Annotated in this window: 18 protein-coding genes and 3 tRNA genes; 7 read left to right on the top strand and 14 right to left on the bottom strand. The window is 61.4% G+C overall.

Translation table 11 applies throughout. From position 1 onward, the window contains the following. Positions 1-4: 4 nt before the first annotated feature. The 5 genes from J4D99_RS18430 to J4D99_RS18410 all read right to left on the bottom strand — a co-directional run bounded on the left by J4D99_RS18430 (position 5) and on the right by J4D99_RS18410 (position 7,169). Complete coding sequence (locus J4D99_RS18430; protein ID WP_208133210.1) at positions 5-1,942, bottom strand: prolipoprotein diacylglyceryl transferase family protein; 1,938 nt, start codon at positions 1,940-1,942, stop codon at positions 5-7. A 192-nt stretch (positions 1,943-2,134) separates the two neighbouring features. Beyond that, positions 2,135-3,586: a toxin-antitoxin system YwqK family antitoxin gene (locus tag J4D99_RS18425; protein WP_208133209.1), complete on the bottom strand. Its 1,452-nt coding sequence runs from the start codon at positions 3,584-3,586 to the stop codon at positions 2,135-2,137. Positions 3,587-3,844: 258 nt separating this feature from the next. Continuing rightward, positions 3,845-5,026 carry an acetyl-CoA C-acyltransferase gene (locus J4D99_RS18420; RefSeq protein ID WP_208133208.1) on the bottom strand — a complete coding sequence of 394 codons (1,182 nt, stop codon included), beginning with the start codon at positions 5,024-5,026 and terminating at the stop codon, positions 3,845-3,847. A gap of 116 nt (positions 5,027-5,142) precedes the next feature. Then, positions 5,143-6,099 (bottom strand): tetratricopeptide repeat protein, encoded by a 957-nt coding sequence (locus J4D99_RS18415; protein ID WP_208133207.1) that lies wholly within the window; start codon positions 6,097-6,099, stop codon positions 5,143-5,145. Between the two features lie 65 nt (positions 6,100-6,164). Further along, the gene (locus J4D99_RS18410; RefSeq protein WP_208133206.1) at positions 6,165-7,169 is read right to left on the bottom strand and encodes a VWA domain-containing protein; all 1,005 of its coding nucleotides are present in this window, start codon (positions 7,167-7,169) and stop codon (positions 6,165-6,167) included. Between the two features lie 188 nt (positions 7,170-7,357). Here J4D99_RS18410 and J4D99_RS18405 point away from each other — a divergent pair. From J4D99_RS18405 to J4D99_RS18390, 4 genes are all read left to right on the top strand, one after another. Beyond that, a tRNA-Ser gene (locus J4D99_RS18405) sits at positions 7,358-7,445 on the top strand. A 76-nt stretch (positions 7,446-7,521) separates the two neighbouring features. Further along, positions 7,522-7,595: transfer RNA gene (locus J4D99_RS18400), tRNA-Pro, on the top strand. 20 nt (positions 7,596-7,615) lie between these two features. After that, a tRNA-Arg gene (locus J4D99_RS18395) sits at positions 7,616-7,692 on the top strand. 348 nt (positions 7,693-8,040) lie between these two features. After that, positions 8,041-9,021 carry a helix-turn-helix transcriptional regulator gene (locus tag J4D99_RS18390; RefSeq protein ID WP_208133205.1) on the top strand — a complete coding sequence of 327 codons (981 nt, stop codon included), beginning with the start codon at positions 8,041-8,043 and terminating at the stop codon, positions 9,019-9,021. Positions 9,022-9,027: 6 nt separating this feature from the next. Here J4D99_RS18390 and J4D99_RS18385 read toward each other — a convergent pair whose 3' ends face one another. Next, positions 9,028-9,528, bottom strand: coding sequence for a cupin domain-containing protein (locus J4D99_RS18385; protein WP_208133204.1), 501 nt, complete (start codon positions 9,526-9,528; stop codon positions 9,028-9,030). 249 nt (positions 9,529-9,777) lie between these two features. On the opposite strand from J4D99_RS18385, the gene J4D99_RS18380 reads away from it, so the two are divergent. Together J4D99_RS18380 and rhaM are read left to right on the top strand one after the other, a co-directional pair. Next, the gene (locus J4D99_RS18380; protein ID WP_208133203.1) at positions 9,778-10,716 is read left to right on the top strand and encodes an NAD(P)-dependent alcohol dehydrogenase; all 939 of its coding nucleotides are present in this window, start codon (positions 9,778-9,780) and stop codon (positions 10,714-10,716) included. Positions 10,717-11,093: 377 nt separating this feature from the next. Further along, positions 11,094-11,408, top strand: a complete 315-nt coding sequence (rhaM, locus tag J4D99_RS18375) for an L-rhamnose mutarotase (protein WP_208133202.1) — start codon at positions 11,094-11,096, stop codon at positions 11,406-11,408. Positions 11,409-11,831: 423 nt separating this feature from the next. Here the strand turns inward: rhaM and J4D99_RS18370 are convergent, their stop codons facing one another. The 8 genes from J4D99_RS18370 to J4D99_RS18335 form a co-directional block, all read right to left on the bottom strand. After that, on the bottom strand, positions 11,832-12,899 hold the full coding sequence (locus tag J4D99_RS18370) for a DUF6807 domain-containing protein (RefSeq protein ID WP_208133201.1): 1,068 nt from the start codon (positions 12,897-12,899) through the stop codon (positions 11,832-11,834). Between the two features lie 114 nt (positions 12,900-13,013). Then, positions 13,014-13,583, bottom strand: a complete 570-nt coding sequence (locus J4D99_RS18365; protein ID WP_208133200.1) for a LutC/YkgG family protein — start codon at positions 13,581-13,583, stop codon at positions 13,014-13,016. Then, a complete protein-coding gene (locus tag J4D99_RS18360; protein WP_208133199.1) occupies positions 13,580-14,962 on the bottom strand; it encodes a lactate utilization protein B in 1,383 nt (460 codons plus the stop codon). The genes J4D99_RS18365 and J4D99_RS18360 overlap by 4 nt, the downstream gene beginning before the upstream one ends. Positions 14,963-14,967: 5 nt before the next feature. Further along, entirely contained in the window at positions 14,968-15,708 is a 741-nt protein-coding gene (locus J4D99_RS18355; protein WP_208133198.1) for a (Fe-S)-binding protein, read from the bottom strand. Positions 15,709-15,864: 156 nt separating this feature from the next. Further along, on the bottom strand, positions 15,865-17,199 hold the full coding sequence (locus tag J4D99_RS18350) for an FGGY-family carbohydrate kinase (protein WP_208133197.1): 1,335 nt from the start codon (positions 17,197-17,199) through the stop codon (positions 15,865-15,867). A gap of 3 nt (positions 17,200-17,202) precedes the next feature. Next, entirely contained in the window at positions 17,203-18,483 is a 1,281-nt protein-coding gene (locus tag J4D99_RS18345) for a sugar isomerase (RefSeq protein ID WP_208133196.1), read from the bottom strand. A gap of 173 nt (positions 18,484-18,656) precedes the next feature. Further along, complete coding sequence (locus J4D99_RS18340; RefSeq protein WP_208133195.1) at positions 18,657-19,667, bottom strand: GntR family transcriptional regulator; 1,011 nt, start codon at positions 19,665-19,667, stop codon at positions 18,657-18,659. 231 nt (positions 19,668-19,898) lie between these two features. Next, positions 19,899-22,007, bottom strand: a complete 2,109-nt coding sequence (locus tag J4D99_RS18335) for a bifunctional aldolase/short-chain dehydrogenase (protein ID WP_208133194.1) — start codon at positions 22,005-22,007, stop codon at positions 19,899-19,901. Between the two features lie 232 nt (positions 22,008-22,239). On the opposite strand from J4D99_RS18335, the gene rhaT reads away from it, so the two are divergent. Further along, the gene (rhaT, locus tag J4D99_RS18330) at positions 22,240-23,331 is read left to right on the top strand and encodes an L-rhamnose/proton symporter RhaT (RefSeq protein ID WP_208133193.1); all 1,092 of its coding nucleotides are present in this window, start codon (positions 22,240-22,242) and stop codon (positions 23,329-23,331) included. The last annotated feature ends 10 nt before the right edge of the window (positions 23,332-23,341 follow it).

The raw sequence follows: 23,341 nt of genomic DNA, 5'->3' as shown, positions 1-23,341 counted from the left end.
GGGCCTAGCGGCTGCCCAGCGGCAAGCGGTAGCGTGTGCCTAGCGTGAGTTGGCTCATGTCGTTAAAATTGCTGGTGGCACTGCCTTCCAGCAGCCAGGTGGGTGTGGCTTGCCAGCGCGCTTGCAGGTAGTAGCCAGTAGGGGCAGTATAGCTGGGTTGACCGAGTATAAATAAGGTAAGCCAGCCGTTGCTGTAGGTGTTGCTATTGGCTCCCGTAATGCCGGCGAGCATTGTGAGGCGCTTGTGGCCAAAGCTTGAGCCTAGCCCCACCCGAAATAAGCCATTGCCCAAGGCATCGGGGCCGTAGCTGTTACTTATATGCACCCAAAGCAGGCGGGCTGCGCCAAACTCGACCAACGCACCAAGCTGGGGCCCTCGGCTACGCAGCGGCTCCACCACGTAGTCGTAAGCTAGCTGGCGGCTCAGGTGCATGCCTAGCGCTAGGCGTAGGTAGCCCCGCTTTTGGCCGATGGCCGTGTATTCGAGGTATGGATTCAGGTCGGTCAGTCGGCGGCTTGTTGCTGCATTTAAGATATAAGCCGAGTCGCCGCGCTGGCCCCCAAGCAGCAATTGGCCGGCGGATGGGTCAAAGTGGGTGGCGCCCAGCGTGCCGGCTAGTCCAAATGTAAGCCGCTTGTCACCCTCCATGGGCAGGCGTTGCGTGAATGCCGCCCCCAAAGTCGCCGCATTATAGCGCTGGTGATAACCAGGAAAAGTGGTGATGTTGGCTTGGGGCGTGCTGCACGTGCTATAATCTTTATAAAGCTGGTAGCTGCTGCCCGTCAGTCCGCTGGCACTCACCGTTAGCGATTGCGCAGGTTCTGCAAAGGCATTGGCCGGAGGGTTGCTAGGGGCGGGTGCCTGGCTCATCAGGGCAAAGCCGACCACCAATAATGCCGCCGGTAGCGGCCCGGCCACCCGCAGTGCCCGTCCCCAGCGCACAGCCTCCAGCGCCAGCACGGGTAGCAGCAGTGTCCGCAGCACCAACGTTTCGGCTATCGTTAGCTGGCCCGGCAGCAGCCAGAGCGGCAACACAAGTAGGCTCACTACCAGCGCGAGATAGGCGAGCGGGCGGTTGGGTAGGCCTTCTAAAGCAGTGTCTTTTTCAGCAGGCGGACCCACTAGGGAAAATTGGCCCCAACGGTAATGAGCCAATAACAACAGTACCAAGGCGGCTACTGCTAGGCCACCTTGTACCGGTTTGAGCCCGTACCAAAGGCCAGTTCCCAGTACGTCGCCCATAGGGTCTCGCCAACCTTCCAGCACGAGCCGCCCTGCCGCGAACACTCCTAGCGCTAGGGGCAGGGCCACGCCCGGCCGCCGTGCAAGTTGCCGCCGACTGGCTACTAAGCCTCCAGCGATAAGTAGGCACAGGATAATCTGGTAAAGAGGCGCCGCGTGTACTGGCAAACTCACGGCTGCCACTGGCGATACTAGTCCCTTAGCCACCTGTGCGGCCCACGGCTCGGTACCGGCCGGGTAGCCTATTCCTATGCCTGGCCCGGACCCCAGCAACTCGCCATAGCAGCAGCCCGCTAGCAGGCAGCCCACGCCCTGTAGGGCTAGCCCCAACAGTAGGGGCAGGGCAAAGGCATCGGTGGCGCCTCGCCCAAAACCCAGCCAGCGCCGCAGTCCAGCCAGGGCTAATACGGCTGCTACCATGCCGCCCAGCACCGTGCGGCCCAGTGGCGCGCCCGTGCCCCAGTGGCCGTGCGTGAGCAAGGCCTGCCAATCGGCGGCGGTACCAGCAGCCACGCGGGTACCCGCAATGAGGGCTAGCACAGTGCCCGCTATCAGCAGCAGCCAGGGCTGCCACGGGTAGCGCCGCCCCCTCGCCACCAGCAGCCCGCCAGCTAGCCCAAACCCCAATAGGTAAAAGAGTGCATAAGCCGGCCAACTACCGATAGTGGTGGGCAGCGCAGGAAGTAGGAATGCCCACATAATAGTAGGAGCTAAGCATGCTGCCCTAGTGGCAGCCGCGCCGCCGAAGCTACTAGCCCCTTCGCCCGTTAACTATCCCTATTTTGCGCCCTAACGGACTCTTAGTGCAGCCTGTGCCGAAAGGCAAAAGTCAGACAAGCAGCTGACTGTGCAGCTGCTTGTCTGACTTTAAACTAAGTACCCGCGGCCTCGTTATTTCTTGGCTTTCGGCACGTAGGGCTTGCCATTCAGCTTGGGCCGCGAGCCCGAGCCTTGGGGGCGACCGTCGCGATACGTTACCTGGCGCTCGATGCTGTGGCCATCGGCTTTGTAATACGTCCACTGGCCGCTCTGCTTGCCGTTTTTGTACTGGCCCGTCACGGCCGGGCTGCCGTCTTCGTGGTACTCTTTGAAATCGCCGGCTAGCAGGCCTTTCAGGTAGTTAGCTTCCTTGCGCGCCTGGCCGCTGGCAAAGTATTCCTCACCCGGCCCGGTTTGCAGGCCGTTTACGTCAAACTGCTGGCGAATCTGCACCTTGCCGTTGTCGAAATAGGTGAGGCGCTCGCCGGTGAGCTTGCCGGTTGGCCCATACGCTTCCACCTGGCGCGGGGTCTTGCCATCGGGGTAATACTCGCGCCAGGTACCGGCCGGCCGGTTGTTCTTATACTGCTCCTCGGCTTGGCGGGGCTGGCCGGCGGCATCGTAGTAGCGCACCACCTTGCGGTCGCGGCCCTGGGCGGAGTAGTCAGTTTCTTCTTTCAGCTGACCGGTTTCGTAGTATACCACGGCGTGGCCGGTGGGCACGCCCAGGCGGTAGGTGGTTTTGCCCTTCACCTTGCCGCTTGCATAGTAGGAGGTGGCGGGGCCATCGAGGGCAGCCGTGCCGGTGCGCGGGGCCACGCGCTTGGTGAGGTCGTCGCCGAGCTTATTCGTGACCTGGCGCTCGCGCACGGCGGCCGGGGCGTAGGTGCCCTCGGTTTGGAGCTGGCCGGTGGGGTAGTACGAGCGGTAGCTGCCCTTGCCGGTCTGGTCGTTCATCACGGTTTCGCTTTCGAGCTGGCCGGTTTCGTAGTAGGTCTTGTACGAGCTGGATAGCAGGCCATTGCGCAGCGTACCCTCGCTCTGCACTTTGCCGCTAGGGTAGAAAAACTTCACCGGGCCGTTGGGCTGACCGTTGGCGTAGGTGACTTCGGCCGCCGACTGGCCGCTGGCGTAAAGCTCGCGCACGGCGCCATTGGGCTGGCCTTTCACGAGCGTCGTTTGCAACTTGATTTCGCCGGTGGGAAAGTAGGTCGTGAGCGGCCCGTCGGGCTCATCATTCACAAACGTGCCCACCTGGGCCACCTTGCCATCGGCATAGTAGGTTTTGAATGGGCCCTGGCGCACGCCGGCCACGTAGGTGGCCTCCAGCCGCCGCCCACGGTTGGCGTGAAACTCCACGTACACCGAGTCGCGCTTGCCATCAGTGTAGCGCGTCTGGGCTTCGAGACGGCCGTTGGGGTAAAAGCGCTTGTAGGGCCCGTTCATCACGGTATCCTGGCCCACTAGGGCCCGAAAAATCTCGTGCGGATGAATCTTCGTTGAGTCAAAATAAATAGTAACGCGCTGGGAGCGTTGAGCTTGGCTAGCCAGTGGCAGCAATAAAAAAAGCAACAGGTATCGCATAAGTCAGTACAACGCCACGAGCGTCTTTTTTAGCGCAAAGTCACGCAAGGTTAAAAAAGGTTTCGCGAACGCCCTGCTTCGGTTTGCAAGGTTCGTACCTAAAAAAGCATGCCGTGCCGACGAAGCAAGGTGCTGGTTTGCGCAGCCAGCGGTGTTTTGCTGGCAATGCAAGCGAGCAATAGCAGTTATACAAAAAAGGAGGGTTCGCCAGGCTAGCAGCCCCGGCGAACCCTCCTTTAATTTTACGAATCCTTGTGCTTACAGCTTTTCGAGCACGATGGAGCTAGCCCCACCGCCACCGTTGCAGATGCCGGTAACGCCGATTTTGCCGCCTTCCTGGTCGAGCACGCTTAGCAGGGTGGTCACGATGCGCGCGCCGGAGGCGCCTAGCGGGTGGCCCAGGCTCACGGCGCCGCCATATACGTTTACCTTGGAGCCTTCCAGGTTGAGAAGCTTGTTGTTGGCCAGCGAAACCACCGAGAAAGCTTCGTTAATCTCGTAGAAGTCAACGTCCTTCGCGTCCAGGCCGGCGTTCTTCAGCGCCTTCGGAATAGCCAGCGAGGGCGTGGTAGTAAACCACTCAGGGGCCTGCTCGGCGTCGGCGAAGCCACGGATACGGGCTAGCGGCTTGATACCCAGCTCGTCGGCCTTCTCGCGGCTCATGAGCAGCACGGCGGCGGCGCCGTCGTTGAGGGTCGAGGCGTTGGCGGCCGTCACGGTGCCTTCCTTGGTAAAAGCCGGCTTGAGGGCCGCCATCTTTTCAAACTGCACCTTGGTGTACTCCTCGTCGTCGCTCACCACAGTTTCTTTGCCGCGCACCGTAATGGTCACGGGCACAATCTCTTCCTTTTTCTTACCGGCCTGGGCAGCAGCGGCGCTGCGCTCGTAGCTCTGGCGCGCAAAGGCGTCCTGCTCCTCACGCGTGATGCCGTAGTGCTTGGCGGTGGCATCGGCGGCGTTGCCCATAGCGTAGTCGTGGTAGGGGTCCCAGAGGCCGTCGCGCACGAGGCCGTCAATCATCTGGCCATTACCATATTTGGCGCCAAAGCGGGCCTTGTCGAGGTAGTAGGGCACGTTGCTCATGCTTTCCATGCCCCCCGCCAAAATCACCTCGGCCTGGCCAAGCATAATAGCCTGGGCAGCAAACATGATGGCTTTAGAGCCCGAGGCGCACACCTTGTTCACGGTAGTGCACTCCACGGTATCGGGCAGGCCAGCTTTTTTGGCCGCCTGGCGGGCCGGGGCCTGGCCCAGGTTGGCCGAAATCACGTTGCCCATAATTACCTGCTCGACCAGCTCGGGCGCTACGCCGGCTTTATCGAGGGCGCCTTTCAGGGCGATGGCGCCCAGCTCGGTGGCTGAAAGCGAGGCGAGCGCGCCGCCAAATGAGCCGATAGGCGTGCGCACGGCCGCTACGATAACTACTTCTTTTACTTGCATGTAAGGGGAGGGTGGGAGTGGAAAAATCGGGTAAAGGGCCGGCTCAAACGAGATGGCTCAGAAAACTAACAAACCTTCGTTCGTAGAACCAAAAGTACGGCAGCTAGCTTTGCCGCTTACCAGGTAGGCTGGCCGGGCGCCGGGGCGGCTCCCTGGCGCGGCCGGGGCCGCTGCTGCAAATACTGCTGCTCGCTCTCGCGCAGGGCTTCGAGTACCTGCTGGGCCTGGGCGGGCGTCAGGTTCATGGCTTTAAGACGCTCGCGCTGGGTTTGCAGTTGCAGGTCGGCATTGGTGGCCGCTTCGGTGCCGGGGCGGCCACCAATACCGGTCGGCGCGCCAGCGCCACTTGCGGCGGCGCGGGTATCTAGTCCGCGCTGGCGGCCGGGCGTGGCGCCGCTGGCTAGGGGCTGGCGCTCGCCCTGGCCGGGCCGCAAGCCACCATTGGCGCTACTGCCTGCGCCCGGGGTGGGATGCTGGCGGTCGGGCTGCCCGGCAATATTGGGCTGTGGCGTGCCGCCAGTACCGGCCGGTGGCGAAGGGGTAGGGCGGGGCGCCTGGCCGGGGCGCGTGGTGCCCGCTTTTTCGGCGGGCGTAGGTGCCGAGCCATTTTGCTGCGGGGCCTTGGAGTTGCGCTTCGGGCTAGGGGGTGGGGGTGGCGCATCGGCGGGCAGGGCCGGGTTGTCGGGTTGCTGGCCGGCCAGGTATTGGCTCAGCAATTCGTAGTTGTAGCGTGCCGTGGCGTTGGCCGGGTTCAACTTAAGGGCCTGGCGCAGCAGCCCAACAGCCTGCGCCACCTGGCGTTGCTGGGCCAGCAGCCCCGCCAGCTGCTGCCGGGCCGCACTGCCCACGGCGGCGGGCACAGTAGGGGCTAGCAGCCGCGCATACGTAGCCCGGGCTGCGCTAGTCTGCCCGGCCAGCTGCTGGGCTTGCCCCAGATTGAGCAGCAGCGTTGGGCTAGGGCCCCGGCGGCCCGCCAGCGCTACCGCCTGCTGGTAGTAATAGACTGCCTCGGGCGCGTGGCCGCCCGCCAGGGCAGCCTGCGCCTGCTCCTGCGCCGCATTATGCTCGCGCACTTGTGTCAGCCAGCGCCATCCCGGCAGGCCAGAGCTTAACAATAAGAGCAGGAGAAGCCAGCTTTTCATAGTTCCAGGCGCAGCACACGCACCGTTATCAGGCTGTCAAGCAATAGTAGCACGAGCGCGGCCCCTAGCGGGTACCGGTAGCGATTGTCGGCCACGGCCACGCTACGGGCCGTGGTAGTGCTGGCGGGGGGCAGGCTGCGCAAGCTGGCCAGCAGGTTGGGCAGGCCGTTTTCGCGGTCGTTGAGCGATACGTAGTGGCCCCCGGTTTGGGCAGCTATCTGCAACAGCGGCGCTTCGCGCAGGCGGCTTACTACCGGCCGGCCCTGGACATCACGCAGCTCGGTGCGGCCCCCGGGCCCGGGCACTGGCCCGCCCACCGCTGTGCCCACGCCCACGGTATATACCCGGGCACCGGTACGGCCCAGTGCCTGCAGAATAGGCTCCAGGTTTTCGCCAAAGTCCTCGCCGTCGCTGGCCAGCACGGCCGCCACTGTGCGAGGTGGGCTAGCGCCAGCGCTGGTGGGGCTAGCAGGAGCGGCGGGCCCCAGCCGCGTCAGCAGCAAGTCGAGCGGCGCCCGCAGGGTAGTGGGGCCCGGCGCCGTGAGCCTGGTACTCAGTGTATTCAGAAAAAGCTGTAAGGACGCCTGGTCGTAGGTGAGCGGGCATTGCACGTAGGCCTGCGAGCCAAACACGATGAGGCCCAGCCGGTCGGCCGGGAAAGCGGCTACTACCTCGCTCAGGGCCGCCTGGGTGCGCAGTAGGCGAGTGGGCGCCACGTCGGCCGCATCCATCGAGCGCGATACATCTACCAGCAGCCATACATCTTGCCCACTGCTGCGCACAGCCTGCTGGCGCACCCCCAGCGCTGGCCCTAGCCACGCGACGAGCAGCAGGGCCCCGGCCACCAGCCGCAGCGGCAGCTTCCAGGCCAGGCGGCCCACCCCCAGCCCCAGGCGCCGCCCTAGCCGCGCCGAGCGCCCCACATAGAGCCCTAGCAGCACCACCAGCAGCGCCAGCCCCGTTGCGGCAAGCCAAAAATCAGGATAAGCCCAGGTCAACATACGTGCAAAGGAAGCCCGAGCGCCCGCAAAACTGGAAATCGACTGCCCCGGGCAATTTACACCGGGTTCCGTAGCAGAGAGTTGCGTGGGCATGACGAATAAAGTTCTGAAAAATTCCTAGAAATCCAGCCCACGTGCATATCTTTGCAGCCGCTAAGGCCAACAGGGCCTCGGCAAGCCACTTGTACGGAGAAGTGGGTGAGTGGCTGAAACCAGTAGTTTGCTAAACTGCCGTAGCTCTAAAGGTTACCGGGGGTTCGAATCCCCCCTTCTCCGCATATGTTTGAGGATGAGGAATTTAGAAGAAAGAATTGCAAATCAGTTCTCATTCTTGATTCCTCATTCAAGTTTTCGGGGTGTAGCGTAGCCCGGTATCGCGCCTGCTTTGGGAGCAGGAGGTCGTAGGTTCGAATCCTGCCACCCCGACACTTTTTTGCACCGGATTTGACCCCATAGCTCAGCTGGATAGAGCAGCTACCTTCTAAGTAGCCGGTCATTGGTTCGAATCCAATTGGGGCCACCAGAACCCCTCAAAAAGCCCCGTTAAGGGGCTTTTTGCGTAGTGCACCCTTATGTGCACCCACAACTACTGCTGAAGCTGACTGCTTCCGCTTCAGCCCTTGCTGGTATGAAAGCTGGTCGGGCACTCGTAGTAAGTGTGTGGTATGCCTACTCGGGCAGTTCGAATTTGATAGAGGCTAGGGCACAGTTGCAGCGCGCTGCCTGGCAGGGCCTCTGGTAGCAGAAAGCTGCCGTTATTGTCAGCAGTTTTCTGGTTCATCCTCTGGGCCTTGCCCTGGCTAGACTGTGCGCCGCCTGGGCAAGCTGCGTTACCGCTCCTGCTCAACCGCCGCGTATTGCCTTACCTGACATGACGTTCAGTTTTTTTGCGACGCCCGATTTTGACTTTATCACCCAGTTTGCACAGTACCTGCAGGTGCCGGCGCACAACGACCAGCTCTTCCTGCCCGCGCACTTGGGCCAGGGCTACGTCCGCAAACTGCTGTTTGGGGCCGACTTCAAGCTTATCATTCATCGCTACGACCTGCGGGAAGACCTCCTTATCAAGCGCCAAGCCTTCGAGGGGGGCAATGACCAGATTACCATCTTCTTCTACAACAACGAGCAGCCGCTCGACATTGCCTACGCCAACCATCCACAGGTCCGGTTTTCCCAGCGCGACGATTCGGCCGTTCAGCTTACGTCCAACGATTTAAGCTCGACCATTCGCTTCCCGGCTCACCACGCCGTGCACTACCTAGTGGTGGCCATCAAAGCTCCTCGGTTGAAGGCGCTGCTGGCGGGCAGCGAGTCTCACGCGGTGCTGGCTACCCTCACGGAAGCGGGCAGCTCCTTCCTGTTTTTCGACAGCCTGGCGGCCGAAGCCAAGCTGCTGCTCAAGCACATCACGGAGGCGAACCAGCACGATAGTCTGAACCATTTCTACACCCAGGTGAAGGTGCAGGAGCTGCTGTACCTGGTATTTCGCCAGCTGGTGCTGCGCGAATCGGCCCCGCATCAGCCCATCAACAGCGCCGACGCGGAGCGGCTGCTGCGGGTGCACAATCGGCTACTCACCGACCTGAGTACGCCTCCTGTGTTGCGGGAGCTGGCCCAGCAGGCAGCCATGAGCGAAACCAAGCTCAAGCAGCTTTTCAAGCAAACCTTCGGTAGCTCGGTGTACACCTATTACCAGCAGGCCCGCATGAGAGAGGCTGCTTTCTTGCTGAAGCAGGGCCAGCACTCGGTGGCTGAGGTGGGCTATGAGCTAGGCTTTTCCAATCTAAGCCATTTCAGCCGGCTGTTTGAGAAGCATTACGGCCTCAACCCCAAGCGCTACGCGCAGTCGTAGAGGCCATTAGTCGAGGTAGTTGGGCGGAAATACTTGCTGACCATACTCTTTGGCTAGGGCCTGTATGCGCTGGATGGCTACCGCATCGAGCACCGGCGGCGGCAAGAACTGGCCGACTTCTACGGGCTGGCCGATTTCCTGGAAAAACTCTTCCAGGCCTGCCGGCACCACCGTGCACAGCAGCCGGGCGGGCAGCGCGCTCTTGTTTTTGAAGCCGTGCACCACGCCCCCCTTCGGGATGCGGATAAACGAGCCGGCAGTGGCCACGTACGTGCCCGCCTCAGATTTGACTTCTACCTCGCCTGCTACCACAAAGAAGGTTTCTTCGATAGCGGGGTGGGCGTGGGGGCCAGGGCCACCGCCGGGCGGCACCAGCATGTCGATGGTGGCGTAGGCGCCGGCCGTGTCTTTGCCACCGACCAAAATGCGGTAGTTGCTGCCCATAACGGCCAGCGTTTCACCCTGCTGAGGCCCCAGGGTGGTGGGAGCTTGCTTGTGCGTTTCCATGTGATTTTCCTGAATTGTGTGCTGCAAAGGTGGGCGAGCCCCAGCCCCAAGCGCTACTCCAAAACGGCACAAAATCAGCTCAATCGGGCAGCCGCGCCGTCGCATCGGACTGTTTTTGCGCCGTTTTGGAGTAGTGCCCGGGGCTAGGGGCCGCCCACCTTTGTCGGGCAGCTCAAGGCCCGCAGCAAGTGGCCGGCACAACTGTCGTGGGCGTCCTGCCTGCGGCTTATTTTCTTAAGCAACAACACCATGCGTAAAGTATTGTATAACCGGTTCGGCGACGAGCAGGTCGTGGAGGTGCAGGAGCAACCTACGCCCACTATCACCGAGGAGCAGCTGCTGATTCAAGTAAAAGCGGCGTCTATCAACCCCCTGGACTGGAAGATTTACCGGGGAGAGATGAAATTGATGTCGGGGTCGAAGCTGCCGAAGGGCGTTGGTATCGACTTTGCGGGCATCGTGAGGCAGGTGGGTGCCGGCGTCACGCGTTTCCGGGTGGGCGACGCCGTATTTGGCCTGCTAGGGGTCTTCAAGGGCGGCGCCCTGGCCGACTATGTAGCCGTCACCGAAGCAGCTATTGCCCTCAAACCGGCTGCTATCTCGTTTGACCAGGCCGCCTCCCTGCCGGTTGCCGGCTTGGCGGCCCTGCAACTTGTCGACCAGCTGGCCGCCATCGGCAAGGGCCACGAAGTACTGCTAAACGGGGCTACGGGCGGCGTGGGCCAGTTTGCTATTCAGCTGGCCAAAAAGCGCGGCGCCCGGGTAACGGCCGTGGCCGGCCAGGCGGGCGCGCCACGCGCCACGCAGCTAGGGGCCGATTTGGTAGTTGACTACACCAGGCAGGATATCCGCCAGCTGACGCAGCGCTTTGACACCATCATCGACCTCTCGGACAAGCTTGTCTTCAAAGTGGCCAAAAAGCTACTGAAGCCTAAGGGTACGTTCGTCAACACGTTGCCTTCGCCGCAGGGCCTGGTTTTATCGTTTTTTCACAACCTTTTTTCGGCCAGAAAGCGCAAGATTCTCATTCTGAAGCCCACGGCGGCAGGCCTCAGCACCCTCGCCGCCCTCGCCCAGGATGAGCTGCAAATTCCGATTGAGCGGGTGTATGCCCTGGCCGACATCCGGCAGGCTTATCAGGAAACCAGCCGGGGCAACGTGAAGGGCAAAGCCGTGGTGGTGCTGTAGCCCAAGGCCGGAGCTGCATTACGCTTCGCTGCCCAGCTTAAAGCTTTAGTCCGGTCATCAGCCGGATAAGGTGGTGCGCTACGCCACACGTGCGGCGGATGCGGTGGAAACCGTGCCCACGCGGCAGCGCAGCCGCCTCTGCGCCGGGCTGACGCAACAGTACAGGAGGGTTCGACAAGAAAGAGGCAGCTTCTTGCGTCGCTACTGCCCGAACTACCGGCTAGCCGGCGGTGCCGCTACGTGCCCGTTCGCCTTCGCTGCTTCGCAGTAGGGCTAGCCCGCACTTTGTTCGCACCCCAGCTCGCTAGCTGGCTGCCGTGCAGCGCGGCATGACGCTCAAGATAGACATTCGTGCGACGTTCACATAACCACCTAGTATGGAAGAATTAGCCTTCACTATGCAACTCAAGCCCGGCGTCGCGGCCGAGTACCAGCGCCGTCATGACGAAATATGGCCTGAGCTAAGCTCCGCCCTTACCGAGGCGGGCATCCGCGACTACTCCATCTTCCTGGACGAGGCGAGCGGGCGGCTCTTTGGCGTGCAGAAGCGGCTGCCCAGCCACTCGGCCGACGCCCTGCCGGACCTGCCCGTGATGAAGCGTTGGTGGAAGTATATGGCTGAATTAATGTTGGTTAACGATGACAGCTCGCCGGTGGTGACGCCGCTGCGGCGGGTTTTTCACCAGGACTGAGGTAGCTGGCCCTAGCAGGTGAGTGCGGGAAGGTGGCCGGGTAGGCAGCCCGCACTTTTGCCTTGCTTCCCGGTCAGCTAGCCTGCGCGGTCGGCCCGGCACTCCATGAAACGCCATTTCACCCACGTACTACCGTTGCTTCTGCTGGTCTTCAGCTCTGGGCACTCCTCAACGCCCACCGACGATACTGACCCGGCAAAACAGCGCAAAAATTAAGTTTTGAGGGATTATTGAAAAGTGAATACTAGAAGCCGCCTCCAATGGGGGCGGCCTCTTTTTTAAGCGGCCAACCATTTGAGGCCAACGGCTGGCTTAGCGCAGATTTACAAATTAGCGCTGATTAATAGGCTGTTTGAGCGACAATAGTGGCGTACACTGCCCAGGCTTCGAAATATGCCTTTTAAAATCGTCTGGTTAAAATGCCTACCTCAGGGCATGCATACTACGCTTGGCGAAGTCGGCAGCAGCTTCGTTCAGCGCTTGCGGCGACAAGGTGCGGCTGCCTTCATCAATGAGAATGCGGTAGCGGAAGGTGACCGACTCCCCTTTTTTAAGGTGCAGGTTTTTGGCCGCCGCACCGTTGGTGAAAACCTTTTCACCCAGCGGGTTGGCCGCAAATAAGCCGTAGCCGCGTGCGTGCCAGAAGGTAGGGTAATTCGGGTTTTGGGGATGGTCGATGATGGCGATGCTGACTGAGTCGGCGCCCATTTTGCCGTATACCTTGCACCAGGTGCCGCGCGTGCTCCAGGCATCGTTGCCGCGCTTGCCCGCACTGGTCAGGTAGTTGCCGTTGGCCACGTGGTCGGTGCCGGCCTTCACCACCGTCACAATGCCTTTGCTGTCCGTAAACTTCTGGTCCTGGTCGGTGGGTAGTTGCAGCTCGTGAGCCAGGCGCAGGCCTAGCAGGCCGTCCTTGGCATCGTTGAAGGCTACGTCTGTCACGGCCTTCAGCGTCGTCACGCGGTCGATGGTGCGCGCCCGGTCGGTGCCGCTAAACTCGAAGCGGGTGGTTTCTTCCAGCAGTACCTGGTTTTGCTGGTTGGTCCAGTTGGCATGGTAGGCCAGCACGCCAACTGGGCCGCTGCTGGTAGTCAGAATCTTGTCGGTCTTTATCCAGCCATACGAGCCCTTTTTCTCCTTCGGAATAGCGTAAGAATTATTCCAGAAGTCCAGCCCATTCACATTCTCGTAGTTGAACCACAGGCCGATATGGTGCGGATGGTCGGTGGGGTCGCCGGGCTGGGGGTGGAGCGGGAAGCCGCGCGTAACTACGGTGCCACCGGCCGCGCGCAGCGGGTACAGCACGGGCTTTTCGAGCGAGTCGGGGTAGAGGAAGCTGGTAAACAGCTTGTTGCCGACAAATACATCTATCTTCTTGGCGGTGGCATCTTTTGCCACGCGAACTGGCGCGGGTTTTTGCGCCAGCGCACCAGAAAGGCAGGCTAGCGTGAGCACCAGCGCGCCGCTGCCGGGTAAAGCAAGTTTAGTCATTGGGTGGGTCTGAGAAGTGAAGTAGTACTTGAGTGCGTTGCCACCAGTCTTCACTTGCGGGGTTCTCAGCAAGGGGCTAGCCCGCAACGCGCCCCAAGAAACGCCACGTTAGCGCTAGTACACAAGCACAACCAGGCTGCGGGCGCCGTGTGCGCCAATCACGAGCGACTGCTCGATGTCGGCCGTTTTGGAAGGGCCCGCCACAAACAGGCCGTAGCCGCCCGGGCCGTGGGCTAGCCGGGCATAGCCCTGGTGCATGGTCGCCACGAGCTGACGGTGGTCGAGCACCAGGGCCAGGTGCTGGGTCACGGTGGGCAGGGCGCGGTGCAGCATGTTGGCCTCGGGCAGCCACACAGCGCCGTTTTCAGCCACGCCAAACTCAACGGGCAGCACCGCCAGGTCCACGTCGGCCAGCACGTCAACCGGCGTCTGCTGGTCGATGGCCAGCGAGCCAGCAAATAGGGGCGAGGCCACCAGCCGCGCTGCGGGGAAAAGCCGCGCCACGGCGCCGGCTAGCCCCTCCAGCGCCAGCAGGCGCTCCACGGTGCCGCCGATACTGGCCAGCACCTCCGTAAAGCGGGCCAGCGAGGCGTCGCCGCCAAAGTCAGGCACGGCCGGCAGCACGGTTTCGGCCGGCTTATTGGCCCTAGTGGCGGCCAGTATGCGTTCGCGGGCGCTGCTCATGCGGTGGGGGAGGCTTGCTGTTGGTACCATTCGCGGAAGCTTTGCTTGGGCGGCTCGGGCAGCTCGCGGGCAATGGCCCAGGCATTGGCCGCGTGGTGGTGGGTGAGGCCATGCGGCAGCAGGCGCAACGCCTTGCGCCCCAGCGAGCCGCTTATCTTGAATGCGGCGGGGCTAGCCAGCAGCCTGCCCATAAACTTAAGCCCCAGCTTTTTGGCGGTAGGCAAGTGGTTGGCTTCGGCCACAATCTGGCGCCACTTGTAGAGCTGGGTGTGAATGTCGATTTTGACCGGGCACACGTCGGTACACGAGCCGCACAGCGTGCTGGCGAAGGGCAGCGTGCTGTGCTTTTTGAGGTCGATGTTGGGCGAGAGGATAGAGCCAATTGGACCCGGCACCGTGAAGTCGTAGCTGTGACCGCCGCTGCGCCGGTACACCGGGCAGGTGTTCATGCAAGCCCCGCACCGAATGCACTTGAGCGAAGCCCGAAAATCGGGCCGGCCCAGCTGCTGCGTGCGGCCATTATCGACGATGATAATGTGCAGCTCGCGCCCGGCCACCGGCTTGGTATAATGCGCGGTATAGGTCGTAACCGGCTGACCCGTAGCGCTGCGCGCCAGCAGCCGTGTAAACACCCCCAGGTCGCTGAGGCGCGGAATCAGCTTTTCGATGCCCATGCTGGCTACGTGCACCGGCGCCAGGCTCACGCCCAGGTCGGCGTTGCCCTCATTGGTGCACACCACCACCGAGCCGGTTTCGGCGATGGCGAAGTTGACACCCGTGAGCGCCACTTCGCCGGCCAGAAACTTGGCGCGCAGGTGCTGGCGCGCGGCCTCGGCGAGCTGCTGCGGGTCGGTGAGGCCCTTTTCGGTGCCCAGGTGCTGGTGGAAGGTGTCACCCACGTCTTCCTTCTTCAAGTGAATGGCGGGCAGCACGATGTGGCTCGGCGGCTCGTCGCGCATCTGGATGATGCGCTCGCCCAGGTCGGTGTCAATCACCTCGATGCCGTGCGCGATAAGGTGCGGGTTGAGGTGGCATTCCTCGGTCAGCATCGACTTGCTCTTGACCACCCGGCTTGCCCCCCGCTGGCGGATAATGCGGAGCACAGTGTCGTTGTGCTCGGCCGCGTCGGCGGCCCAGTGCACTTGCACGCCATTGGCCTGCGCGGCGGCCTCAAACTGCTCCAAGTAAAAGTCGAGCCGGCTGAGCGTGTGGTTTTTAATCTGCGAAGCCAGCTCGCGCAGCTCCTGAAACTCGGGCACGGCGTACACGGCCTTGTCGCGCTTCTGGCGCACAAACCACAGCGTTTCGTCGTGCCAGCTGGTGCGCTCGTGGTCGAGCACAAAGGCCTCGGCGCGGCCGGCGTGGGTGAGGTAGCTCATGCTTATTAGGGCGTGACGCCGTTAAGGATTTCGGCCGCGTGCAGCACGCGCATCGGCAGCTGCTGGCGGCGCACAATGCCTTGCAGGTGCATGAGGCACGACATGTCGCCGCCCGTGAGCACCTGCGTACCGTTGCGCAGATGGTCGTGCACCCGGTCGTGGCCCATCCGGCCCGAAATGGCCGCCTCGCTCACGCAAAATGTGCCCCCGAAGCCGCAGCACTCGTCGTTGCGGTCGAGCTCGGTGAGCTCAATGCCGTCGAGGCCGCCTAGCAGGCGGCGCAGCTGGCCATCGCGCACCGGCGTCATTTCCGACTCGTTGGCCTGGTGCAGGCCGCGCTGGCCGTGGCAGCTCAGGTGCAGGCCCACTTTGTGCGGGTAAGCGCCGGGCAGCTCTTTAATTTCTAGCACCTGCGTGATAAAGTCAATCAGGTCAATAGTGGTAGCGCGCACCCGCTGCACCTCAGGCGTTTGCTCCAGCTTGTCGAAGTGCTTCTGCACGTGGTACACGCAGCTGCCCGAAGGCACCACCGTGTAGTCGTAGTCTTTGAAGGTTTCGACAAAGTGCCGGTAGATGGGCAGCGCCTCGCGCTCGCAGCCACTGTTGGCCAGCGGCTGGCCGCAGCAGGTTTGGGCAGGCGGGTAGGCGGCTTTTACGCCCAGCTTTTCCAGCAATTGGATAGTCGCGATGCCAACCTGCGGGTAAAACTGGTCGACGTAGCAAGGAACGAATAAGGCGACTTTCATAAGGGATAGTTGAAGTTGCTAGCCAACCTACAGCACGTCATGCTGAGCTTGCCGAAGCATCTCTACCACGCCGTTGGATTAGTACTCCTAGCGGCGCGGCAGAGATGCTTCGGCAAGCTCAGCATGACGTGCTGTAGAGGAGCGCATACATTTCCTTTAGCTAAACAGCAGCTGCGTTTTTTTCCAGGCCTCGCCCTGCTCGAGGTGCACGAGGGCCCCTAGCGCGGTGGCCTGCGGCACTTCCAGCGTACGAATTTCCGCCTGCGGAAAATTCCAGCTCAGCGTTTGCATAAACAGTGGGTTACGGGCAAAGCCGCCATCCACGTAAATAACTTTTTCGCCCTGCCACACTAGCTTCATGGAGGTGAGCAGCAGGTTGATGAGGCCATGAATGAGGTGCTGGTAGGCGTCGTTGGCGGTGCGAAAACCCGTGAGGTCCCACTCGCCGGCCGGCTGGTCGGGCAGGGGGCCGCCGCCAGCCAGGCAGGCGGGCACAAAGCGGGTCGAGGCTTCATCGTAGGGCCTGGCCAGTACCAGCGAGCGGTAGAAATCGGGCTTCACGTGGAAGTGCTGCGCGATGCGCTCAACCTGATAGTCGTGCTCACGGCCCAAAAAAGCCCGTGCCGCCCGCATGGGCTGGCCGCGCGGCGTCAGGAAGCTTACTACATCGCGCCGTAGCAGCTCGGGCGTGAGCGGCTGGCTGTTGAAGGGGTTAATCGTGACCCACCAGGTGCCGGTGCTCACCAGCATAAAAGGCTCATCGATTTCGAGCAGATACGGCATCACCGCCGCCGAGCTGTCGTGCAGGCCCACGCCCACCATAATGCCATCGACCACCGAGGCAATGGAGTCCTGGGTGAGGGGGGCTAGCTTTTCATCGATGCCCTCACGGGTCACCCAGTCGTGGTACTGCCCGCGCTCAAAATCCCAGAGCGCCGTGTGGCAGCCTACCGACGTGTAATCGCTAAACTTCTCGCCCGTAAGCAGATACGATAGGTACTGCGGCAAATGCAGTGAGGTCTGCACGCGGGCATACTGCTCGGGCTTGGCGTGTTTAAGCCAGTACATTTGTAAGCCCGAGTTGAGCATGCCCAGCTGCGGCGAGCAGGTGCAGGCCGTGAAGTCGGCCGCCGACTCATCTAGCTCGGCGTAGAAGCGGGCCGTGAGCTCTTCGGGAATGGGCTTGAGGTAGTTATACAGCGGCAGCACCGGCTCGCCATCGGCCCCCAGGTGCACGAAGCTGGCGCCGTAGGCCGTGAAGTTGACGCCTTTTACAGTGTAGTGCGGGTGATGGCGCAGGCGGTGCCAGTGGTCCTGCATCCACTGCGTGAGGCGCGGCAGGTGGTCGCACGGGAAGCCGTCGTCGTCGAGCACGTCGGTGCACACGTGCAGCATCTCGTCAATAATCTGCCGCTCTTCATCGAAGAGAATCAGCTTCTTATTGGTTTTGCCGATGTCGAACACGGCATAAACTGGTTTCTTGGCTGCCATCGCTTACAGGCCGGTTGAGAGGCTGAATTTGCCGCGCTGCGCAATGAGCTGCTGCCGCACGCCGGCCGCGCGGTAGGCCCGCACCGGGTGCAGCGCGCCGCCAGCCTGGCGGTAGGCCTCGGCCACCAGCGGGCGCACATCGGTGAGGAAGGCGTCGCGCAAGATTTCCTCGGCCCGCACGGTGTCGTTGGCGTCCTGGGCTTCGGCCAGGGCGGTGCGGTCTACGAGCAGGGCCTTGGCGTAGGCGCCCATGATGTTGTCTACCGATTGCAGCAGGTCTTCGAGCGGGTCCTTGGTGTTGTGGCTGGCATCTATCATGTAGGCCACGCTGGCGGCAGTCAGGCTAGCATCCTGGTTAGCGTCAACCAACTCATTGAAGATGAGGAAGAGCTGGAAGGGCTTGGCGCTGCCTGTGGTCAGGTCGTCGTCGCCGTAGCCCGAGCCGTTGAAATGAAAGCCCCCTAGCCGGCCTAGCTGGCGCAGGCGGCCCACTATCTGCTCGATGTTGGTGTTGGGCAGGTGGTGGCCCAGGTCCACGAGCACCTGCGCCTGCTTACCCAGGCTCTGGCACAGCGTGTAAGAGGTGCCCCAGTCGGGAATCACCATCGAGTAGAAGTTGGGCTCGTAGGGCTTGTATTCGATGAGCATGGTCCAGTCGGAAGGCAGCGCCTCGTAGATGGCCGCCAGGCTCTCCTGGGTGCGTAAGTAGGCGCGGCGCAAGTGGCTCTGACCCGGAAAGTTAGAGCCATCGGCCAACCACACGGTGTGCACCTTGGCCCCGAGCTGGGTGCCGTAGTTAATGCACTCAATATTGTGCTGAATGGCCTGCTCGCGCACGGCCCGGTCGGTGGCGCTCAGCGAGCCAAACTTGTAGGTGTGCGCCTGCTCTTTCTGGTCCTGGAAGGTGTTGGAGTTCATCGAGTCAATCGACAGGCCCTGGCTGGCCAGCAGCTGGTGCAAGCCGTTACTATCCTGCGGGATATCCCACGGAATGTGCAGCGAAATTGAGTTCGACGAGCCGTTGAGCTGGTTGAGCTGGCCCACATCGCTGATTTTCTCTTCCAGCGAGCGCGGCTCGCCGCCGGCCGGAAAGCGCCCAAAGCGCGTGCCGCCCGTGCCCAGCGCCCAGCTCGGAATAGCCACCTGAAACTCCACGAGTTGCAGAATGAGCTGGTGGGCGTCGACTCCGCGCCGGGCCAGCAGGTCGGCCAGGTAATCGAATTGCAGATGGTGCTCGGCCAGCAGCGGCTGGTTCAGGTCGTGGAGTTGGTCTTCGGTGAGCATGGCGCTAGGGTGGGAAAAAGGCCTTTTTTAAGGAGTAGCAAAGTACCCGGCCCGTCGCATCCGAACTGTTCTGAACTCTCCTGCCTGATTCATTTAAACATTCAACAGTCGTTCTGTCAAGCCAAGAGGTTAGTCAACCAACTGTTAAATGTTAATTGATACCTGTTAAATGATTACAGTGAGCCGCGGCGGATGGTGTAAAAGGGGTTATTCACCTTCACGTGCTTGTTCTCGAGCAGCAGGGTGGCCGCCGTGCGACCCATGGCCACGAAGTCGGTGGTAATCACCGTCATGTTGAGCAGCTCCTTCAGGGGCGTTTCGTTGAAGGAAATAATGCCGATTTCACGGCCTAGCAGGAAGCTGGTCTGGCGAATCTTTTTGACTAGCTCCACCAGGTCAGTTTCGCGGATGACTACGTAGGCCGTGCCTTCGGCAAGTATCTCGTTTTTAGCGTCTTCAACCACCGAAAATTCCTTGTTGCGACTCAGGCAAAACGAGCGGAAGCCCCAGGGCAGTTCTTCGGGGTGATTGGCATCGGAAGGCAGGATGAGTACTAGCCGCGAATACTTGGCCAGTAGGTCTTGCGTATTAACGAGGGCGTTGAAAATATCCTTGTCAAAATCCTGAAACACGCGCAGACAATCGTGCTTCAGCTCGGGCAGGTCTTTGTCGAGCAGTACCAGCTCGTGCGGCGGTATTGTATGTAGGATACTGATGAACAGACTTTTATCCGTGTCAAGCGTGAAGTGCGGCATCACCACATAGTAATTATACTTGCCCAGGTTTTTCTCGATAATCTCCTGAAACAGGTGCACATTGTAGTGGTGAATCTGTAAATCGACGGTAGCCCGGTCGCCCAGCGCTTCAAGAAAAGCGTAGTAGATTTCCTTTTTGTAGGAGCTCAACTTGTTGAAAATCATCAAGATTTTCAGCTTGTTAGTATCACGGGCCTGCACGTAGTAGCCCTTGCCCTGCACCGAGGTGATGAAGCCGCGCTCGCGCAGCTCGCGGTAGGCCTTCTCCACCGTGTCGCGGGCCAGGTAGTGCTCAATGCTCAGCTCGCTGATGCTCGGCAGCTGGTCGCCGTTCTTCAACACACCGCGCTCAATATCCATAATTACCGACTGCACAATTTGCTTGTACTTCGGGGTTTTATCGAGCGGTTTGAGCTGGGGCTTATACATAGTGCAGAAAATTATAACGGGCAGGGCAGGACGCCAAAGCTACTCAAAACAGTAGGCAGAATGCACGCTGTCGTTGAATTTAGGCGCTTTTTAAGAAAAGCGGCCCTAAAAAACAACGTCATGCAGCGCTTGTCGAGGCAGCTCTACCATGCCGCTAGGGCATCGTTCGGTAGAGCTGCCTCGACAAGCGCTGCATGACGTTCTTATCAGGCCACCCGGAGGCGGTAGGGGCTAGCGCACGAAGGCCATTGCCACGCCGCCATCCACGTTGAGCACGTTGCCGGTGCTCTTGCTCAGCGAGCCATCGACGAAGACGAGCACGGCCTTGGCGATGTCCTCGGCCAGTACTTCTTCGCCCAGCAGCGTGCGCTTGGCGTAGTGCTGGGGCAGCTCCTCGACCGAGATGCCGTAGGCCTTGGCCCGGCCGGCGGCCCAGTCGCCTTCCCAGATTTTGGAGCCGCGCAGCACGGCGTCGGGGTTGACGGTGTTGACGCGAATTTTGTCTGCGCCCAGCTCGGCGGCGAGCAGGCGGCTCAGGTGCAGCTGCGCGGCTTTGGCCGTGCCGTAGGCCACGTTGTTGGGGCCGGCTACCAGACCGTTTTTGCTGGCAATGTTGATGATATCGCCGCCCAGGCCCTGCTGGCGCTGAATGGCCACGGCCTGCTGGCTCACCAAAAACTGGCCCTTCACGAGCACGTCGTTGAGGATGTCCCAGTCAGCCTGCGTTGTCTCGGCCAGGGGCTTGCTGATGCTCAGCCCGGCGCAGTTCACCACGATATCGACGCCGCCAAATTGCAGCACCGTCTGGCGCAGGCTCTCGGCGATGGCCTCGGCATCGAGCACGTCGATGGGCGCGGTGAGGGCGCTGTCCTTGCCGAATTTCTTGCGCAGCGAGGTCTGGGTTTCTGCCAGGCGGTCGCGGTCAGTGGCTACCACGCAGGCGCCGTTTTGGAGCAGCAGCTCGCAGATAGCGAGCCCGATGCCGCCGGTGCCACCGGTTACGTAGGCGATTTTGCCCGAGAGGCTTTTGGGCTTGGGCATGCGCTGCAGCTTGGCTTCTTCGAGCAGCCAGTACTCGATGTTGAAGGCTTCCTGCTCGGCCAGGCCCTGGTATTCGCTCACAGCCTCGGCACCCCGCATCACGTTGATGGCGTTGGTGTAAAACTCGGCCGCCACGCGGGCAGTCTGCTTGTCCTTTGAAAACGAAAACAAGCCCACGCCCGGCCACAGAATAATAACGGGGTTGGCGTCGCGCACGGCCGGCGAGTTGGGGTGCTTGCTGCGCTCGTAGTAGGCCACGTACTCCTGGCGGTAGGCGGCAAACTCACCTTCGAGGTAGGTTTTTACGCTGGCCGCGTCGCCTTGCATTTGCTCGGGGGCGAGCACGAGCGGGCGGATTTTGGTGCGCAAAAAGTGGTCGGGGCAGCTGGTGCCCTTGGCGGCCAGGCGCGCCAGGTCATGCGAATTCACAAACTCCAATACCCGGGCATCGTCGGTGTAGTGGCCCAGCATGCGGCGCTGGCTGCTGGCTAGCCCCCGCAGCACGGGCATGATGGCGGCAGCCTGCCGATGGCGGGTGGCCTCGTCGGGGCCATTTGCTAGCTTCACACCGCCGAAAACCGGGCGGTTTTTGCCGTAGTTGGCTTCTAAGTACGTGGCCGCCATCTCAATGACTTCCAGCGTATTCATGTACGACTCGTAGCTCGTATCGCCCCAGGTAAACAAGCCGTGGCCGCCCAGGATAACGCCGCGCAGACTCGGGTTTTCCTGCACGATTTTTTCGAGCTGCAGGCCCAGGTCGAAGCCTGGCTTTTGCCAGGGCAGCCAGCCCATGGTGTCGCCCCAAATCTCGTGCATAATGCGCTCACCGTCCTTGCTGGCCGCAATGGCGATAAGGGCATCGGGGTGCAGGTGGTCGATGTGCTTGAAGGGCAGCAGGCCGTGCAGCGGGGTGTCGATGCTGGGCGTGGCGCACTTGGGGTCGAAGAGGCAGTACTCAAACAGGCCCACCATCTCATCCTCGTGGGCCAAGCCACGGTAGCGGTTTTTGAGCTGGTGCAGCTTCTCCACGTAGAGGTTGGCGCAGCCGGCCTTGGTGAGCGTGCCGATGTCGCCGCCCGAGCCCTTTACCCACATCACCTCGGCGGGCTGGCCACTTACGGGGTCCGTTGCCTGGATTTTGCAGCTGGTATTGCCGCCGGCGTAGTTGGTCAGGCGCAGGTCGGCGCCGAGCAAATTAGAGCGGTAGAGAAACAACGCCACTTCGTCGCCGGCTAGCTCGGCGGCTTTGGCTTCGTCCCAGAGGTAGCTAACGTGCTGAAAGGTGAGCGTGGGGTGCATAAGCGGGATAAAATGAGCAGCCGTAAAAAGTCCTGGCGTAGTTTGGGCACAAAACTCCGGCCCGTGCCCCCCGCCAAACTCCTGCACTCTCCTGCTTGCATGTAAAAAAATAGCCGGGTCGCTGACTTTCGCTAGCCCCGGTTTTCGTCAGGAGAGCACAGGAGGGTTCGGGGTGGGCAAGCGTGCAGCTTTGCGCTCATCCAACCGCGACTTCATTCCCACCCGATTCTCTATGGCCGTTATCTGGGGCGTTATTCTGCACGCACTTGGGGGCTTTGCCTCCGGCAGCTTCTATTTGCCTTACAAGAAAATAAAAGGCTGGGCCTGGGAAAGTTACTGGCTGGTAGGCGGTATCATTTCCTGGATATTTGCCCCCTGGATAATGGGCTCGCTCACGGTACACAACCTGCTGGGCGTGCTTCGGCAAGCGCCGGCTTCCACCCTCCTTTGGACGTATATGTGGGGTGTGCTCTGGGGCTTTGGCGGGCTCACCTTTGGACTGGCCATGCGCTACCTGGGCCTGAGTCTGGGCATGGCCGTGACGCTGGGCCTGTGCGCCGTGTTTGGCACGGTCGTGCCGCCCATGTATGAGGGCACGTTTCCGGCGCTGGTGCGCTCGGCCTCGGGCCAGATGATATTGATGGGGCTAGTGGTGTGCGTGATGGGCATCGTCATCTGCGGGCTGGCGGGCATTATGAAGGAAAACTCGCTCAGCAGCGACCAGAAGAAGGCCGCCATTGCGGAGTTTGACTTGCGCAAAGGCATTCTGGTGGCGGTGTTCTCGGGCATCATGAGCGCCTGCTTTTCCTTCGGCCTCACGGCGGGTAAACCCATTGCCGCTATTGCCCAGCAAGCTGGCACCAACGAGTTGTTCGTGAACAATGCCACCTACATCCTTATCATGCTCGGCGGCCTTACCACCAACGCCGCCTGGTGCGTTTACCTCAACATCAAGAACAAGACGTACACCGACTACTTTAACCCGACCATGCCGGCGCTGCGCAACATCATTTTTTGCGCCCTGGCTGGCTTTACGTGGTACTTGCAGTTCTTCTTCTACGGCATGGGCGACAGCCAGATGGGAGCTTACCGCTTTTCGGGCTGGACGCTGCACATGGCCTTCATCATCGCCTTCAGCAGCTTCTGGGGCCTGCTGCTGCACGAGTGGCGTGGCGCTAACCGCCTGACGATGCGCACGGTATCGCTGGGTATCATGGCCGTGGTGCTTTCTACGGTAATCGTGGGCTATGGCAATTACCTGGGCTCGGAGAAAGAAGCGGCGGTGCAGGCAGCGCGCCCGGCGCGGGCGGTGGCGGCAGAGTAGGGGGTGGGGT

Source organism: Hymenobacter sp. BT559, assembly GCF_017571525.1.
Taxonomy (GTDB): Bacteria; Bacteroidota; Bacteroidia; order Cytophagales; family Hymenobacteraceae; genus Hymenobacter; species Hymenobacter ginsengisoli.
Note: the sequence above shows the minus strand (reverse complement) of the source record. Positions and strands in the feature narration are given on the sequence as shown.